Origin of the sequence: Moorena sp. SIO4A5 (assembly GCF_010672005.1) — a bacterium.
In the GTDB taxonomy this organism is placed as follows: Bacteria; Cyanobacteriota; Cyanobacteriia; order Cyanobacteriales; family Coleofasciculaceae; genus Moorena.
In genome coordinates, this window is the sequence record NZ_JAAHHZ010000068.1 from 1 (window position 1) to 17,649 (window position 17,649).

13 protein-coding genes are annotated in these 17,649 nt (G+C 45.2%); 3 read left to right on the forward strand and 10 right to left on the reverse strand.

What is annotated here, in order from left to right:
• Together F6K57_RS20605 and mnmE are read right to left on the reverse strand one after the other, a co-directional pair.
• Nucleotides 1-248: hypothetical protein (locus F6K57_RS20605; RefSeq protein WP_293070347.1), on the reverse strand; the 248-nt coding region annotated here is incomplete at its 3' end.
• A gap of 37 nt (nucleotides 249-285) precedes the next feature.
• Entirely contained in the window at nucleotides 286-1,665 is a 1,380-nt protein-coding gene (gene mnmE / locus F6K57_RS20610; RefSeq protein WP_293047845.1) for a tRNA uridine-5-carboxymethylaminomethyl(34) synthesis GTPase MnmE, read from the reverse strand.
• 484 nt (nucleotides 1,666-2,149) lie between these two features.
• On the opposite strand from mnmE, the gene F6K57_RS20615 reads away from it, so the two are divergent.
• Nucleotides 2,150-5,926 carry a CHAT domain-containing protein gene (locus F6K57_RS20615; protein WP_293070349.1) on the forward strand — a complete coding sequence of 1,259 codons (3,777 nt, stop codon included), beginning with the start codon at nucleotides 2,150-2,152 and terminating at the stop codon, nucleotides 5,924-5,926.
• Nucleotides 5,927-6,249: 323 nt separating this feature from the next.
• Here F6K57_RS20615 and F6K57_RS20620 read toward each other — a convergent pair whose 3' ends face one another.
• From F6K57_RS20620 to F6K57_RS20635, 4 genes are all read right to left on the reverse strand, one after another.
• Nucleotides 6,250-7,791, reverse strand: a complete 1,542-nt coding sequence (locus F6K57_RS20620; protein WP_293070351.1) for an NAD(P)/FAD-dependent oxidoreductase — start codon at nucleotides 7,789-7,791, stop codon at nucleotides 6,250-6,252.
• A 300-nt stretch (nucleotides 7,792-8,091) separates the two neighbouring features.
• Entirely contained in the window at nucleotides 8,092-8,448 is a 357-nt protein-coding gene (locus F6K57_RS20625; protein WP_293024265.1) for a Spx/MgsR family RNA polymerase-binding regulatory protein, read from the reverse strand.
• Between the two features lie 216 nt (nucleotides 8,449-8,664).
• Entirely contained in the window at nucleotides 8,665-9,900 is a 1,236-nt protein-coding gene (locus F6K57_RS20630; RefSeq protein WP_293070353.1) for an LL-diaminopimelate aminotransferase, read from the reverse strand.
• Nucleotides 9,901-9,942: 42 nt separating this feature from the next.
• A complete protein-coding gene (locus F6K57_RS20635; RefSeq protein ID WP_293024271.1) occupies nucleotides 9,943-10,122 on the reverse strand; it encodes a hypothetical protein in 180 nt (59 codons plus the stop codon).
• Between the two features lie 118 nt (nucleotides 10,123-10,240).
• On the opposite strand from F6K57_RS20635, the gene F6K57_RS20640 reads away from it, so the two are divergent.
• Nucleotides 10,241-11,110: a class I SAM-dependent methyltransferase gene (locus tag F6K57_RS20640; protein ID WP_293070355.1), complete on the forward strand. Its 870-nt coding sequence runs from the start codon at nucleotides 10,241-10,243 to the stop codon at nucleotides 11,108-11,110.
• Nucleotides 11,111-11,126: 16 nt separating this feature from the next.
• Complete coding sequence (locus F6K57_RS20645) at nucleotides 11,127-11,627, forward strand: GNAT family N-acetyltransferase (RefSeq protein ID WP_293070357.1); 501 nt, start codon at nucleotides 11,127-11,129, stop codon at nucleotides 11,625-11,627.
• A 243-nt stretch (nucleotides 11,628-11,870) separates the two neighbouring features.
• Here the strand turns inward: F6K57_RS20645 and F6K57_RS20650 are convergent, their stop codons facing one another.
• From F6K57_RS20650 to F6K57_RS20665, 4 genes are all read right to left on the reverse strand, one after another.
• Entirely contained in the window at nucleotides 11,871-12,446 is a 576-nt protein-coding gene (locus tag F6K57_RS20650; protein ID WP_293024276.1) for a Uma2 family endonuclease, read from the reverse strand.
• Nucleotides 12,447-12,494: 48 nt separating this feature from the next.
• Nucleotides 12,495-13,796, reverse strand: coding sequence for an RNA-guided endonuclease TnpB family protein (locus tag F6K57_RS20655; protein WP_293070359.1), 1,302 nt, complete (start codon nucleotides 13,794-13,796; stop codon nucleotides 12,495-12,497).
• 835 nt (nucleotides 13,797-14,631) lie between these two features.
• A complete protein-coding gene (locus F6K57_RS20660; RefSeq protein WP_293070361.1) occupies nucleotides 14,632-15,291 on the reverse strand; it encodes a transglutaminase family protein in 660 nt (219 codons plus the stop codon).
• Nucleotides 15,292-15,518: 227 nt separating this feature from the next.
• A partial coding sequence (locus tag F6K57_RS20665; protein WP_293070363.1) for a CHAT domain-containing protein occupies nucleotides 15,519-17,649 on the reverse strand: 2,131 nt, incomplete at its 5' end.

A 17,649-nucleotide genomic window follows, 5' to 3' on the forward strand; every position in this document is an offset into this window, starting at 1 on the left:
GTCAAGGAAAAGAAGTAGCAATGATAAGTGAGTTCTTTTGGAATTGGTTGCGCCGTGTACTTGGAGACTTGTTCGCACGGTGCTTTGGGGACGAAGCGGGAGCAATCCCGCTGACTTACCCGATTTACCCTTAATAAAAACCTCCCCCATCTCCCCATATTCCCCTCCTGGTCGGGGTTAGGGGTGGGTTCCCATCTCCCCATATTCCCCTCCTGGTCGGGGTTAGGGGTGGGTTCCCATCTCCCCACACTTCCTATAATTATGGGTATTCAACCTAACTTAATATTACTTCCCAATACAGAAACGGCTGAAAATGCGGTCAAGCACTGATTCGGTTACTTCCTCTCCTGTAATTTCTCCCAAGGCTTGAATTGCTCCACGCAAATCTATGGTCCAAAAATCTAAGGGTAACTCTTGCGCAATAGTTTTTTGCACTTGCTCAAGAGACATTTTCGCCCGCGTCAAGGCAGCAGCTTGTCGTTGGTTAATGGCTAAATCTAAATCAGCGGCTTGCAGGTTGCCACGATTTACTGCGTCAAGAATTGCCTTCTCCAGAGCATCAATCCCTTGATTGTAGGCAGCAGCTGTCTTAACTACCTGCTCTATAGTATTAGGATAGCATAGGGTAGATTCACTCTTATCACTGGCCAGGTCAGTTTTGTTAATCACTAGAATTACCGGACGTTCTTGCACCTGTTGGTAAATTTCCTGATCCCCTGCACTCCAGCCAGTGGTTGCTTCAATCACCAGTAATACCAAGTCAGCCGCCATGGCTGCACTACGCGATCGCTCTACTCCAATCTTCTCCACTTGGTCAGCGGTTTCGCGAATTCCTGCTGTATCGAGTACCTGTACCGGGATTCCCCCTACCACTAACTGAGATTCCACCACATCCCGAGTGGTACCAGGAAGGTCAGTGACAATAGCGCGATCGCATCGACTCCAGGCATTCAATAAACTCGATTTTCCGACATTGGGTCGCCCAAGGATCACCACTTTTAAACCCGTGCGCAATAGTTCACCCTGATCCGCTGTGGCTAATAGTCGGGATACTTCTGTTAAGATATTGTTAAGTTGAGCTACAATTGCGCCTTGATCAAGGGGCGGTAAATCCTCCTCAAAATCAATTCGAGCCTCAATTTCTGCCAAAATATCCAGGCAAGTAGCTCTGGCTTCCCGAATGGGTGTGGCGAGCTTGCCCTGCAACCCAGCTAGGGCGGCTTGAACGGCTGCTAGGGAGCGAGACCCCACTAAGTCCGCAACACTTTCTGCCTGAGTCAAATCCAAGCGCCCATTTAAAAATGCCCGTAGGGTAAATTCTCCTGGCTGTGCTAATCTCGCTCCTTGTTCGAGGCACAATTGCAACACTTTTTGGACGGGCATGATCCCACCGTGGCAATGGAACTCTACCACATCTTCACGAGTGTAGGAACGGGGAGCTTGCATAATCAGCAGCAATGCCTCATCCACTAGCTGTTGGGTTTTGGGATGACGCACATAGCCGTAGAGAATCCGGTGACTCTCCCAAGCCTGACGCCCCGGTGCCTGGAATAAAGTACGGGCAATTGCGATCGCATCTCTTCCTGACAGTCGCACAATACCGATACTGCCTTGTTGGGGGACAACTGCTGTTGCGATCGCAGCAATGGTTTCACTCTGGAACATCTGAGATCAAATTCGGTTAACTTATGATCATATCTCTTTTAGTGGTCATAGGTAATGGGTCATGGGTAATTATAGAGGAGGGAACAGGGAACATAGAAGAGACAATAAGCAACAGGCAAGAAGCAAGAAGCAACAGGCAAAAACATTGCGTACCTTACTAGACTGAAATATATGAGTTTTTAAAACGATAATTTTTGGTAATTTTATAATAATTAATCCAGATTTTACATTATTTTGTTTACGGTTAAACTAGGATGGTTGTATTACCACTAGCTATAGGAGTTATTTTTATTTATTTTTTTTATAAAGATGAGCATTTTTATGTGAAGTTATTAACGATCATGAAATTCCATTTATCAAGATAATAATAAATTTAACTATATAAAAAAAGATTCGATGAACCTTGTTAAGTATTCAGCAATTTAAATTTAAAATTAAAACCGATTAAGATAACCGTATCAGAAAGATTTTACGAATAAGCCAGATGAAATTAGCTGTGAGTAGAATTAGTCAATCCCTGAGCGTTCTCTATGTGTTGGCAGGACCTCTTTGGGTTATACCGACAATAGCACAGCCGATTCAAGCCGATCACACCACTGACACGGAAGTTATCCAAGATGGTAATCGCTTTGATATTGACGGAGGTACTCGATCAGGTGATGGCTCTAATCTATTTCACAGCTTTCAGGAGTTTGGTTTAGACCAAGACCAAATTGTTAATTTTTTGTCTCAACCCGGTATAAAAAACATTCTCAATCGGGTTACAGGTGGCAACGCTTCAGTGATTAACGGTCTCATCCAAGTCACAGGGGGCAACCCCAACCTGTTTTTAATGAACCCAGCGGGGATAATTTTTGGTGCCGATGCCCAGCTGAACATCCCAGGAGCATTCACCGCTACCACCGCTACAGGTATTGGCTTTGGTGATAATAATTGGTTTAGTGCCTTTGGTAACAACGACTACTTTTCTTTAATTGGAACACCTAGTGTCTTTAGGTTCGAGACATTAGGTACACCAGGAGCCATTATCAATCAGGGCCAGCTAGAGGTGACACCAGGAAATAACCTAACCTTACTCGGTGGCACTGTGATCAGTACTGGAGAACTGGTAGCACAAGATGGAAAAATTACGGTAGCTGCTGTACCAGGGGAAAGTTTAGTGAAAATTAGCCAAGAGGGGCACTTGCTCAATTTGGAAATTCAGCCCCTACTAACTGACCAACAATCCTTGACGCCTGTGCAATTTCCTGAACTTTTAACTGGCGCTGATGTAGGTCATGCCACAGAATTCAAGGATAATGGTGATGGTACTGTAACGTTGAAAGATTCAGGCATCACTTTGGCCTCTGGAGATGTAGCGGCAAAGCAAGTAACGGCACAGACTGCAACCCTATCGGCCAAAAATAACCTGACTCTAGTAGAAAGCCAGCTGTCTACTACGGGAGACTTAAACCTACTGGCTCAGAATGAAGTGGTGGTAAGGGATACTGTTGAGAATCCCTTCAATGCTATAGCGGGAGGAGACCTCTACATTCATGGGGATTTAGGTATTGATATTCTGGCACTGAATCATCCCAAGACACCTTTTCAGAGTGGCGGTAATCTCAGTTTAGTTAGTGATGGGATTATTTCCGGAGATGCTCACTTTGCCAGTGATGGTAGTTTCTCGATTCTGAATTTATCTAGTAAACCAGGTAATTTTCTGAGCTTATATGACCCGATTATTATCTCTAGAGGCGATGTCATCTTTGGGGATTATACAGGAGCTTCTCTGAAAGTAGAATCTACCGGAAGTATTCAGGGGGGAAATATAAAGATCACACAGCCAGATACCACTGGCTCGATTCCCACTTCCGATCCAGATTTTGATAATTTGACCCAAAGCCGCTCTCTGATTTTGCGAGCAGGTTTGAGTGAGGATCAATTGAGTAATCCAGTTAATTTTGATCCTAATCAATCAGTCACGGTAGAGGGCACAGAATTTTCTAATCTCGAACAGAATTCATCGGAAGGGAGTATCACTATTGGTAATATCGATACGAGTTCTGATCAGGGTGATGCTGGACCTGTAATCTTATCAGCTCAAGACGACATTATATTCCGTAATAATGATGGTTTGATTATTACCACGATTAGGACGACAGAAACAGGGGGTAGTAATTCTGGTGATGTAACCTTGGAAACTGCACAGGGAAGCATTCAGGTAAATGGTGAGACTCTCACAATTATTACCGAGGCATCAAACGGTGGAGATTCTGGTAATATAACCTTTAAGGTTCCAGATTCAAACAATGTTAACTTTGATAATATTGAGATCAACACACAAGCTCAGAGGGGTGGAAATGCTGGTGATATCATAGTCTTCGCTCCTGACATTACTAGCGAAGCTGATAGACAAGCAATACGAGAACAAATAGAATCTAACTCACGGTTAGATGCTATCAGAGGTACACCAGGAGAGATTACTTTTAATCCGGGAGACCCAACGGATGGTGGCACCGGTACACCACCGGATGATGGTGACACCGGTACAGATACACCAACCGATGGTGGTAGCGGTATCGATACACCAACCGATGGTGGCAGCGGTACAGATACACCAACCGATGGTGGCAGCGGTATCGATACACCAACCGATGGTGGCAGCGGTATCGATACACCAACCGATGGTGGCAGCGGTATCGATACACCAACCGATGGTGGCAGCGGTATCGATACACCAACCGATGGTGACACCGGTATCGATACACCAACCGATGGTGACACCGGTACAGATACACCACCAGATGATGTAACGGTTTTACTACCGGATGATCTAAAAGTTTCACAACAGGTAGACTCAAAAATCCCCACACCGGATAACTCATCAATAACACCGCCAGAGGTTCCACCATTGGTAGAGCAACCAATTACACTGGAGGCGACTGTTAAAAGTGACCTAGTCTATGGCATAGAAAAAGCCTTCACAGAAGAATATCAGGCATACTTTCTGCGACAGCTCAAGACCAAAATTTATACTCAGAATGATGTGCGCGATCGCATTCGTGAGCTTGAGCGGGAGACGGGTCTCAAGAGTGGGGTTATTTATGTCAGTTTTGTCAAAAACTCCCTGACATTACCAGGAACGCGATGCCAAACTCCAGCAATCCCAGCAGCCGAAATTGACCGACGATTTGGTTACCAAGCCTCTGATCTATCTTCAGAACCGGAAAAATGCTTACAAAAAACCGATGACCAGCTAGAACTGTTGCTGATCACAGCAGAGGGTAATCCAGTTCTGCGGCGAGTCTATAACGCAAATCGTGCTGAGGTCCTAGCTAAGATCAGGACTTTTCATCGAACACTGATAAATCCCCGAAGCTTTGATGATAAGGAGCATCTCAAACCAGCTCAGCAACTTTACCAATGGCTGATCGCACCGTTGGAGTCTGAGTTAAAAGCTAATAAGATCGACAGCCTGATATTTGCCATGGATCAGGGTTTGCGCTCCCTACCCCTGGCTGCTCTGCACGATCAAAAGAACTATCTAGTGGAAAATTATAGTGTCAGCCTGGTGCCTAGTCTTAGTTTGACCTATTCTCGGTTTACCAATGTTCAATCCTTCCGACTGCTGGCGATGGGAGCCTCCCAATTTTCTGATAAAGAGGATTTGCCTTGGGTAAAAGTCGAGTTACAAACAATTATCAACAAACTGTGGAAAGGTAACTATTTTCTCAACGAAAGCTTCACTCTGGAAAATTTAAAGGCTCAACGAAAAAAACGGAAATTTGGCATCATTCACTTAGCTACCCATGCTCAGTTTAATCAGGGAGCTCCTGAAAATTCTTATATTCAAATGTGGGACAAAAAACTGGGGCTCGATGAACTGGAAAATCTATTTTCTGAGCCATCGGTAGAGTTGTTGGTACTCAGCGCTTGCCAAACTGCTTTAGGCAATCGGGAAGCAGAGCTAGGTTTTGCTGGATCAGCGTTTCAGGCAGGGGTTGACTCCACTTTAGCAACCCTTTGGTCTGTCAGTGACCAAGGGGCTATGGGGCTGACTACTGAGTTTTACCGTCAGTTAAGAAAGACACCCAGTAAAACTGAAGCCTTGCGACAGGCACAGTTAGCAATGATTCGAGGCAATGTCCGGATTGAGAATGATCACTTATATATCTCTGGTAAGAGAATTGCGTTATCTTCACAATTGTCAGAATTTGGAAATCAAAGCTTTAGCCATCCCTACTTTTGGGCTGCTTTCCTGCTAGTTGGTGATCCGTGAACAGGGAGTAGGGAGTAGGGAGTAGGGAGTAGGGAGGTAGGTGTGGGGAGATGGGGAGATGGGGAGATGGGGAAATGGGGAAATGGGGAGATGGGGAGATGGGGAGATGGGGAGATGGGGAGATCCTGACTCAGATGATAAAATACATCAAGACAATGAGAAAAAAAGTATTTAAAGATACTAAATTAATCTCAAACTAATTCTTCCCTCTCCTCCCTCTCCCCACACTACCCCCTCTCCCCACACTCTTCCCCCTGCTCCCTGCTCCCTGCTCCCTGTTCCCTTTAAACTCAAATACTATGTCCTAAACTATACTTCCCTTGCTATAACCCAATCGTTTTCAGCATTTCCAAATGCTTTGAAACCGGTACAAGGGTATTGGCAGTAATCATCCCGCTGGCGGCAACTGCTGGTAAACCAATACCGGGAAAGGTTGAGTCTCCACAGCACATTAGTCCAGGTAGGGGTGTGCCAGGACCAGGAAAGATGCCAACTCCTGCTCGAATTGCTGGACCGTAGGAACCTCGGTGGCGGCGCAGAAAGCGTTCGTGGGTGAGCGGTGTACCGACTAGAGTGACTTCACAACGGGAACGAATGTCTGGAATGATCCGCTCCAATCCTTTCCACATGATTTCTGCACGCACCTGCTTTTGTTGTGCATAGGCTTCACTGTTACGACTCATGCCCTGCCAGAGTTCATAGGGTTCGTTACCTGGAGTGTAAACGTGAATCACGTGTTTTCCTGGTGGTGCTAGGGATGGGTCTAGAAGGGATGGAATCGATAGCACTACTATATTCTGGGGAGCGGTAACACCTTTTTCCCAGTCATTAACGATAATGTAGTGGCAGGCTAGGTCTTTTTGTAGTCCTTCAGCATCAATGCCTAAGTGGAGATGCATGAAGCTGTCACACTCAGGGGTGGCGTTTCTCTTGGCTCGATAGGATTTTGGTATTGCTGAATCTGGCAGTAGTTTGAGGGTATCCCATACTGAGATATTAGACACTACTGCTTTACGGGCTCGGATTTCTTTGCTGCCCCGCAGACGCACACCTACGGCACGGTTGTGCTCGACTATCACTTCTTCAACATGAGCATTAACTATCAACTGACCGCCATGTTTTTCTAATCCCCGCACCAGGGCATCAACCAGGGCACCACTACCACCAATGGGATAGTCTAGCACTACCCCTGGTCGATACCATTCCGCAAACATAAAGGCCATCTCTGCCGCAATGGTTCCATCCGCTGGTAGTCCAGATAATAGAAAACAAAGCAAATCGAGCCAATTACGGCTAAAGTTGTCTTTGAGAACACCGTCCATAATCTGGCTAAAGGGTCCTCTGAGCTTGATAGAATCCCCAGCATATCGTAGGAAAGAGGGGGCAAATCGGCTGAGGGTGACTACTGCGCCGAGATCAAAACGGATGGCAGTGAGGGGAATTGCGATCGCAGCCTTAGCTAGGGGTTCCATCACCCGCTGAAGCTCACGCCATTCGGTTACAGCATCATTACCACGAAGCCTGGCTAGAACCTCACAAAACTGATCCGCACCAACGGAGGTGTCAAAGTCCCCTTCAGGCAAACGGCAACCCCATGTATTGTAGGTTTCCCATGATAAATCCTCACCAATGGCATCTAGCAGTTGTCGCAGAGGATTGGAAGAAGGGCTATAAGACAAACCTGAGTAAAGAGACGGACCGGAGTCAAACTTGAATCCATTGCGCTCAAAAGCGTGAGCAGCACCACCAGGGATTGAGTGGCTCTCGCAGACTGTGACGTTAAAACCGTAGCGAGCTAGAAGAGAGGCGCAGCATAAACCACCAATCCCACTGCCAATTACAACTATATCTGTTTCTTTACTCATTGAAATTTGGGCTCGATAGTTTGGTTTATTTTATAGTAGGGAGTAGGGAGTAGGGAGTAGGGAGTAGGGGTAAGAAAATTTACGGTTCTTCAGTATCTGTTATGGTGAACTATCGCTTTTTATCGCTTTGATAGTTTGATCATTTATTTTTTATGCTAAATCGAAAGTGAAATAGCATTCCAAATAGGGCGTTGGTACTGTTCTGGTCATCCGCTTTTCCCTGCTCCCTGCTCCCTGCTCCCTACTCCCTAAAACCCATAACACAATTACCTCAAGCAATTGATAATTGCTATAAAAATTCTATATTACCAATTTCTCTCGAATCGTTTCTTCATTTGCCCTAAACCCTACCAATACCGCTGTGCCATCCTTCACAAATAGGGGTCGCTTCAGGAGCATCGCATCTTTTGCAAAGGCTTCAACCCACTGTTCATCGGTCCAAGTCTTTTTTTCTTCACCTATTTCACGATAGGATTTCCCAGAGGTATTACGCATTGGTTTAGAGCCCAATGCTTCTACCCAGCTGCTAATCATCTCTGCAGTTGGTGGATGCTCTTTTGTGTTGATGAAATCATATTCAATACTGTTATCTTCGAGCCATTTCAATGCTTTTTTGCAAGTGCCGCAGTTGGGGATACCGTAGACTTTAATTGACATAATTTTTCTCCTTATTTTAAAAAAAGGGAATAGGGAGTAGGGAGTAGGGAGTAGGGAGTAGGGAGTAGGGAGTAGGGAATTTGCCGATTTTAATTTACCGACAACTGGGGCGAATTATAATTTTAAATAGGGTGTAGAGCGTAGGATATAGCAGATTAAATTTATTTAATTTATTACTAAATTCTACACCTGGTAACCCTACACCCTACCCTAAAACTACACTTTGAATTTATCGGTAATTCGCTGCATCGCTTCTTCTACATTTTCCCGACTATTAAATGCGGAAATGCGGAAATAACCTTCCCCGGCAGCACCAAATCCAGAACCAGGGGTTCCGACTACATTGGCAGTGTTGAGTAATTTATCAAAGAAGTCCCAACTGGATAGACCATTAGGTGTTTTGACCCAAACGTAAGGGGCATTTACGCCACCATATACTGTTAATCCAGCGGCTGTTAGTTGATCGCAAATAATTTTGGCATTTTCCAGATAGAAGTTAACTAGTGCTTTAACTTGCTCTTGGCCTTCTTCAGAATAAACGGCTTCAGCGCCCCGTTGTACAATATAGGAAACCCCATTAAATTTAGTACAATGGCGGCGGTTCCAAAGTGGCCACAGTTCTACATCTGAACCATCGGATGCTTTGGCTGTTAGGGTCTTTGGTACTACTGTTAATGCACAGCGGGTGCCGGTAAAGCCTGCATTCTTGGAAAAAGAGCGGAATTCAATGGCACAATCCCTTGCTCCCTCAATCTCGTAGATGGAGTGGGGTAGGTCTGGGTCAGTGATAAAGGCTTCGTAGGCTGCATCAAAGAAAATGACCGAGCCATTAGCTTTGGCATAGTCTACCCAGGTTTTGAGGTAGTCTTTGCTAGCGGTTGCTCCGGTAGGGTTATTCGGGAAGCACAGGTAAATTAAATCAACCTTCTGGGAGGGAATCTCAGCGGTGAAGTTGTTCTCGGCGGTAATCGGTAGATAAACTAAACCCTCATACTTACCAGCATCATTAGCATCCCCGGTATGACCAGCCATGACGTTGGTGTCTACATACACGGGATAAACTGGGTCAGTAACGGCAATCTTGTTATCGTTGCCAAAGATGTCGAGAATGTTGCCAGTGTCGCACTTGGAGCCATCGGAGATGAAAATTTCCCCAGGGTCAATCTCACACCCCCGGCTTTGGAAATCGTGGCTAGCAATTTTTTCCCTTAACCAAGGGTAGCCTTGCTCTGGACCATAACCTTTGAAGGTGGCGCGATCGCCCATTTCTTCAACGGCTTTGATTATGGCGGTGCGGCAGGCGGCTGGTAGTGGTTCGGTAACATCACCAATCCCCAGCTTGATTAGCTTAGCATCGGGATTGGCTTCTGCGAAAGTATTGACCCGTCGCGCAATTTCGGGAAATAGGTAGCCAGCTTTGAGTTTGAGGTAGTTATCGTTAATGCTTGCCATAGTAGATTGGTATATACGCCCTCAACACAGCTTACACTTCTTTCAGAAGTCGGGAATAGGGAGTAGGGAGTAGGGAGTAGGGAATAGGGAATCGGGAATCGGGAATCGGGAATCGGAAAAAAAACAGCGTTGCTGAATAATGGAATGATTGGAAAAGTTTTTAGGTGCGCTTGACCCATTAAGAATTAAATTCGCCACGGATCGCACCTGTAGAATGGGCATCCTGCCCGTTCGAGATCTGGTCGAGTTGCGTAGGGTGCGTTAGGGACGGGCTCGCCCTGATTTTCTCGGTAGCCAGTTTTGGGAAATTCCGTCCCGTAACGCACCACTGATAGCTGATATGGAAATTCCGAAATTACTCAACACTGAAATCAGTGATGTAGCAGCAACATCCCTACTGACTTTGTATTGCCATGCCCTAGAAAGTCAGTCAAAAGACCCAATTTTATTGGATCCATTAGCTGTTGAAATTACTGATAAATTAAACCCTGAATTATCCCAGTCAGATAACAAGTTTTATCAAAGCTTGGCTAAGGGCAAGGTAGAAAAAAAATTGGTGGTTCATATTGCTATGCGCGCCAAACGCTATGATGATTATGTCAGAAATTTCCTGGAGCGATCGCATCACGGAATTGTTGTTAATATTGGTTGTGGCTTGGATCCTCGTTTCCACCGGATCGATAACGGTAAGGTGATATTCTATGACCTTGATTTCCCAGAGGTGATAGCGGTTAAAAAGAAACTGTTGCCAGAAACTGACCGCTATCGCTTTATTCCATCTTCGGTCTTGAATTATGAATGGATGGAAGCAATAACACAGTTGAACCCTGATTCATTACTCTTTCTGGCAGAAGGGGTGCTTATGTACCTTCAAGAAGACGAGGTAAAATCATTAGTGTTGAAACTGCAATCAACGTTTCCTGGCTGTGAACTTATTGCTGAATTTTTCAATGCTCTTTGGTTAAAGCCGCCCCTGCAAGGAATAATGAACAGAAAATTACAACGGGATTTGCATTTGGGAAACGATGCTACGTTCAAGTTTGGAATTCGAGATAGTAAAGACTTGGAGGGTTGGAATCCAGGTATTGAATTCCTGGATGATTGGTTTTATCTTGACGAACCAGAAAATAAACTTGGTTTGCTGAGAGTTTTGAAAGATATTCCATTTTTCAGGAAAATACAGTGGACTGCTCGCTATAAGTTAAATTGAAAGGGAATCGGGAATCGTGAGTCGGGAATCGGGAATCGGGATATCCGAGAAAAAAATGTTAATTCGTAACTACCAAGTATCAGATGCCAAAGCTGTTGTCGATGTCTACAAAAATGCTATCATGGAAATAGCTTCACAAGCGTATAATAGTAAACAAGTAGAGATTTGGTCATCCTATCCTAAGGATAACGACCAGTTTACGAAACGGCTGAGTATGGGAATAACACTTGTTGCAGTTGATGGCAATAAGATAGCGGCTTTTGGTCAATTACATCCCGCTAATCACATTGATTTACTGTTTACGGCAAAAGACTACTCTCGCCAGGGTTATGCTACAGCGATTTACCAACAATTAGAAGATGAAGCGTTAAGGCAAGGGGTTACTTGTCTCTATACTGAAGCTAGCAGAATTTCTAAGTATTTCTTTCTCAAACAGGGATTTACTATTATTGAACCGGAGACTGTATTCCTCAGTGGGGTAGGGTTTGAACGGTTTAGGATGCAAAAGGTCATGTAAGCGGTCAGCGGTCAGCGGTCAGCGGTCAGCGGTCAGTGGTCAGTGGTCAGTGGTCAGTGGTCAGCTTATTTTATTCAAAAGCTGTTCGGTGTAGCTTGGCCTACAGCCAATGGCTGTTCGCGTAGCGTGCGCGTAGCGCATAAGCTGATAGCTTATAACTGATAACTGATAGCTGACGGCTGATAGCTGACGGCTGATAGCTAATAACTGATAGCTGATAGCTGATAGCTGATAGCTGATAGCTTACCCATTGATTACCTGTAAAGCGGTCAAGTTCAAATCACCGAAAGTCTGAGAAACAATCTGCTGATTCCCACTAAATTCTTGTTTTTGATAACTACCGTCTTTCAAGACTAGGACAGTTACTAATTGGTCTTGGGAGTCAATAATCCAATATTCAGGAATAGCCCTTTGTTGGTATTGTTTTACTTTATCACTGTAATCACGTTGGTAGTTTTCATCATTTTGGTTTCTGTAGGGGCTAACTACCTCCGCAACAAACTGTGGGGGTTCCATATCAAGGGTGATAGTTAGGCGTTTTTCCGTTTGGAGAAGATGTGCTTCCGTAAGCACTACCAAATCAGGATAGCGGTTTTGAGGATTTCCTGGAACTTGCAATTCGCAATCGTGTATCCTGATTAAACGAGGGTTAATGTGTTGGGCTAATTGATACATTAGCCACATCGCCCTCCAACTATTTGATTCACTCTCCGGTGGCAATTGTACTAACTCCCCATCAACCAGCTCATAACGGTTATCTGTGCCGTCATCATATTCCAGGTATTGGTCAAACGTGAGTTTGGAGGTGGTTTTAACCATCGTGCCATTCGCAGTTACTGACTTTAATCCTACAGTTTCTAGCGTGAACTACCCCGACTTACTTCTTTGTTCGCGAAGCGTGGCCAAAGGCCAAGTCGGGGCTTCCAGCTTCACGGAAGAATGCCTTAACTTGGACGGGCGTCCACGTCTTGGTCTTACTTCTTCGACCCTGGCGTTGACCTCCCCCGTCCCAGAGGAGGATAGCATTCTGATCCCTTCTGCTCTAATATTCTTTGCCGCATTACCATCTCTGTCGTGGTGAGTTCCACAACTTGGACAAGTCCAAGCCCTGACATCCAGTGGCAACTCCTTGATTCGGTAATGACAATTAGAGCAGGTTTTGGAACTAGGAAACCATCGGTTTATTTCAACTAATACCTTTCCTTCTTTTTCGCACTTATAAGACAGGAAGTTTACAAAGGTTCCCCAACCCATATCAGAAATTGCTTTAGCTAATTTATGGTTACGTTCGCGAAGCGTGCGCGTAGCGCACAGCATGCCCTTGACATTTAGGTTCTCGACTACCACCACTTGGTTGTTGTCAACTATCTTTCTAGATAGTTTATGCAGATAGTCTTGGCGGACATTTCTAATCCGTTCGTATACCTTGGCTACAATCTTTATGGCCTTTTTGCGTCCATTGCTGCCTTTTTTCTTTCGGGCAGCGATACGCTGTTTTTTAGTCAGTTTCTTTTCGGACTTGGCTAAGTGCTTTGGATTCCCAAACTTGGAAGTCTTTTCGCCATCGTAGGTAATAGCAAAATCCTTAATACCCAAATCAATTCCGATAACATTTCCTTTTTTGGAAGGCTGCAAATCATCCGGCTCATATTCCATTAACACCGAAGCATAATATTTTCCAGATGGAGTCTTGCTAACGGTTACAGTTTTAATTTCTCCATCTAGTGGTCGATGGATTATTGCTTTGATAATGCCTAATCTTCCAGGGAACTTCAAGTAGTTGCCAACTTGTTTTACGTTCTGGGGATACTGAATTGATTGACGATGATGATATGATTTGAACCTAGGATATTCAGCCCTACCCTGGCCGTAGGCCACGCTGACGCGAACAAAGAAATTTTGATATGCACGACTAAGATTGAGACTCACGGATTGCAAAACCTGAGAGTAACAATCTTTTAGCCATTCAGTCTCTTTTTGTTTTTTGAGCTTTGGCAACATAGAGTTGAGTGCAGATTGTTTTAGCCCCTTGCCAGTTTCTTTGTAGGTTTCTATGCACTGATTCAAAGCATAGTTCCACCACCAACGAGCGCATCCAAAATGCTGAGCTAACACTTGAATTTGCTCTTGTGTGGGATAAATTCTAACTTTGACGGCTTTATGTTTCATTGCACTCAAACTTGTTGGAGATGAAACCTTAGAATAAAGAAGCCTTTATGGTTAGTCGGCTATGCATAAAAGGGTTAAATCTTTGTGATTAAGGCTTCTTTATTCTTACGGTAACTTCAAAATCGACCATGCTTACTATTATATGTATTTCACAGTAATGTGTCAAGGGATAAAAGAAATTTTCTGTCTCGCTATCCATCCTAGAGACGCGCACCTTAGTAGAGTGGAGCCTTAATCAAACAGTTTTAACCCTTTTTCCCATAGCCGACCAACCTTAAAGGCGACCCTCTACTTACGGTAACTTCAACACCCTGGAAGAGGGTGGGGAATTTCGCGAGTTTTGTTAAAGTTTTTTAGGGCGTTCCAGTACCGGCTCTTCAATAGCATCCCGTAGCCTGTCCAGGTTTCGGGTAAGCATTCAGGCGTGCGCTTAGTGCATTAGCTGATAGCTAATAGTGGATAGGTTAAGGTTTCCGAATGGTAAAATACTGGACAGATTGCTTGTTTTGGATGTAGCGATCGCTTAGTTTATAATTCTGTGATCGCTCATTTTTTTTCTCTACCCACCCTAACCACACTTACAACACTTACCATATTTACCACGCTTAAGGGAAGCCTATTGCTGGAACGCGCATCTTGCCTGTTCCCTGTTCCCTGTTCCCTAGCTTTACAGGTGGTGCGTTACGGGGCGGACTATCCCAACCCTGGTAGGAGGTTAAAAATCAGAAGCTTTCCGCCCCTAACACACCCTACGCAGCTAAATTCTAAATTCTAAATTCTAAATTCTAAATTCTAAATTCTAAATTCTTCATTCTTCATTCTAAATTCTTCATTCTTAATTCTTCATTCTTAATTCTTCCCATTCCTCCAACAAAACATCTGGAAGACTACCAAGCATTTCATCCCAAGTACTACCAGCCTGTAATGCTTCGATAACTATAGGAAGTGGTTCAGAAAAAATGTTAGGAAAATCAGCTTCTCCAGGAAGTCGAATGCTGAAAGCTAATTGCTCCTTTGGGGGATTGAATTGAGCATCAATTCCCTCACGGTTTCCTCTGGGATCAATTCGATACCAACCGAATTCAGCTAAGTAAACGGCATTTAAACCATGCAAACTGTAAGGCTCACCATCGTCATGAATGCTTAATCGCTGATAACAAAAGCCTGCTGGAATTCCATTGGCTCGTAATAGGGCAGCTAGCAAATGGCTTTTTGCGTAACAATAACCGGTTTTATGCTTAAGTACATCCGAGGCACGACAGGTGACAGGGTTCATTTTATAGTCAACGCTATGGCAAATGTGGTCTCGAACCCACTCAAAACAGGCTTTTGCGATCGGCGTTCGCGCAGCGTGGCCAAAGGCCTCAGCCGCGCCAAAGGCGATCGCATTCGATGTTTGATGCTCTAGGGCAATTGTCCTCGCCAGTTCCAGAATTGTAGGATGTTGCCAATCGATGATTGCACTGGTTTGTAGATAGTCTTGTGTATTCTCCATATTAAAACGGGAGTCGGGAGTCGGGAGTCGGGAATCGGGAGTCGGGAGTCGGGAGTGAAAAAAATAGCAATTAAAGTAGGGTGGGCAAACTAATATAATCTAGAATACTCAAAAGAACCAAACGGTTTTTGCCCACCCTACAAGCTGTTCCCTGTTCCCTGTTCCCTGTTCCCTATTCCCTATCTCCCCATCTCCCCATCTCCCCATCTCCCTATCTCCCTATCTCCCTATCTCCCCACACCCCCCATCGGTCTCCAATTCCCCGAAACAATAAAACTCGCCCAATAATAAGGATGCTGATACCTCTCATCTTTCAACATGTCCAGTTGCGTCTGCCGCAGAGCCTCGGTGCGCCCCATGTTATCGTCTAGCAAGCGCTGATAGTAAGCCAGCATCAGCTCTTTAGTGGCTTTATCCTGTACCTTGCGCAAACTGATTAGCTGAGTTTGTGAACCAGCAATTACAAACGCCCGACGCAAGCCATAGATGCCCTCTCCTGAACTAATCCGTCCGGAACCGGTATCGCAAGCGGATAAGACCACCAACTCCGTGCCAGACAAGTTAAGTCCTACGGCTTCCAAAGCAGTGAGTACCCCATTCTCTGCACCAGTTCGCTTCTGCTTAAACCCTGCTAGCACTAGTCCGGACAACAGCATGGGATTGTCATAGAGTGTGGGCAGTTCTTGATTGGGAGCATTCTCAGAGAAACCATGGGTAGCAATATGCAGTATCCTGGGACTATTGACTCCTTTGACTGCTGACTCTGTGGCCTTACCACCCAGTAGAGGGTCTACTCCTAGCATGTCAGCAATTTCTTTTACTTCATCGGCAGTGCCTGGTAATGGTGAAAAGTCCCAGGTTGATAGGTCAATGGAACGGGTAAGGTCGGCACTGGCGAGATTGCTATGATCCTGATTAGCAATTAATTCACCAGCAGAACGGTCAAAGTCAGGATTGCCCAACATCACTGGAGCTGTTTGACTAGCAGATTCCTGGGATAATCTGAGTAAGTCCCTGCCAGAGGTAAGGTAAGTAAAGCGATAGTTTTCTACCAGATACTGCTGTTGCTGATCCACCAGGGCTTCAAAGGGAATCAGATTGAGCTCTCCTTCTGGGGACAGTAAGATCTGTCGAGTAGACCCTAACAGTTGGCGCACAGGATCCATCAACCTCTGATCCACTTGCCGTGCAGCTTGCTTCAACTGAGCGGTGGGTGTGTCTTTGTCTTGAATAGAGAGGCGAAACAGCTCTAACTCTTTTTCAATCAACTTAACCTCCCCTAGGTCAATGCCTTGGGGGTCTCCTTGGGAATGAAGCACGTAGGCAGCGTAGCGAGGGGAACCCCGTTGATACTTGACCAGTTCCACTAGGGCTGTATTAGCTGGAATCAGCGTTTGAATGGCTTCGAGAGTCACAGCTTGGTTAGCTGTGCGAAAGTCAGGGCTACGACGGCTAATTTTATCCTCTAATTGGTTGGCTTGTTCAGAGAGATAATTCAACCTCTGTTGATAGTATTTAAGAGGTAGATTTGGTAGTCGCTTGTAGATCAGATTGGCTCCTTGAGTGGGGTTAGAATTGAGGTCATCTAGTAACTTTGGGCTTTTAGGGTCTAAGCTTTGGCTGTAGAACAAGTTAGCTAGTTGAGTCCGGGTAGCGTTGAGGTCTTCCAGTAACTTTTGGCTTTCAGGGTCTAACTGTTGACCCAGGATTTGCTGGCTGTTGGTGATGAAATCGAGAACGCGACCTTTTCGCCGGAGGACGGTAGTCAAGGCCAGACGTGCTGCTCTGGGATTGTTGGGAGCTGTATTGAGGTGCAGAGAAATGACTGTGTTTGTGCTACCAGAGATAGTATCAAGGTACTTTCGCTTTTGAGGCTCAGAACCAGCAACCAAATTGGAGTGGAGGTTCCGTTCTTCTACCTTCAATCCTTGCTCCAACAGCTCAAGGGCACGGCTGATCTTACCTTGAGTGTGATACAGTAAAGCCAGGTTGTTGAGGCTTAATGCTACCTGTGGGTGTTCCTCTCCTAGCAACCGTTTAGTCAGCTCTAAGGTTTGCTGCAACAGGGGTTCGGCTTCTTGGTACCGCCCCTGGTTCAAGTACACTAAAGCCAGGTTGTTGAGGCTTAATGCTACCTGTGGGTGTTCCTCTCCTAGCAACCGTTTATTCAGCTCTAAGGCTTGCTGGAATAGGGGTTCGGCTTCTTGGTCCCTGCCCTGGTTCAAGTACAGTAAAGCCAGGTTGTTGAGGCTTAATGCTACCTGTGGGTGTTCCTCTCCTAGCAACCGTTTAGTCAGCTCTAAGGTTTGCTGCAACAGGGGTTCGGCTTCTTGGTACCGCCCCTGGTTAAAGTACACT

What these genes read in the sequence shown, in the direction of transcription:
- F6K57_RS20655 (WP_293070359.1), bottom strand. Translation starts at nt 13,796, where the DNA reads ATGAAACATAAAGCCGTCAAAGTTAGAATTTATCCCACACAAGAGCAA.
- F6K57_RS20635 (WP_293024271.1), bottom strand. Translation starts at nt 10,122, where the DNA reads ATGCCCATTCTACAGGTGCGATCCGTGGCGAATTTAATTCTTAATGGG.
- F6K57_RS20630 (WP_293070353.1), bottom strand. Translation starts at nt 9,900, where the DNA reads ATGGCAAGCATTAACGATAACTACCTCAAACTCAAAGCTGGCTACCTA.
- F6K57_RS20640 (WP_293070355.1), top strand. Translation starts at nt 10,241, where the DNA reads ATGGAAATTCCGAAATTACTCAACACTGAAATCAGTGATGTAGCAGCA.
- F6K57_RS20625 (WP_293024265.1), bottom strand. Translation starts at nt 8,448, where the DNA reads ATGTCAATTAAAGTCTACGGTATCCCCAACTGCGGCACTTGCAAAAAA.
- F6K57_RS20650 (WP_293024276.1), bottom strand. Translation starts at nt 12,446, where the DNA reads ATGGTTAAAACCACCTCCAAACTCACGTTTGACCAATACCTGGAATAT.
- mnmE (WP_293047845.1), bottom strand. Translation starts at nt 1,665, where the DNA reads ATGTTCCAGAGTGAAACCATTGCTGCGATCGCAACAGCAGTTGTCCCC.
- F6K57_RS20615 (WP_293070349.1), top strand. Translation starts at nt 2,150, where the DNA reads ATGAAATTAGCTGTGAGTAGAATTAGTCAATCCCTGAGCGTTCTCTAT.
- F6K57_RS20620 (WP_293070351.1), bottom strand. Translation starts at nt 7,791, where the DNA reads ATGAGTAAAGAAACAGATATAGTTGTAATTGGCAGTGGGATTGGTGGT.
- F6K57_RS20660 (WP_293070361.1), bottom strand. Translation starts at nt 15,291, where the DNA reads ATGGAGAATACACAAGACTATCTACAAACCAGTGCAATCATCGATTGG.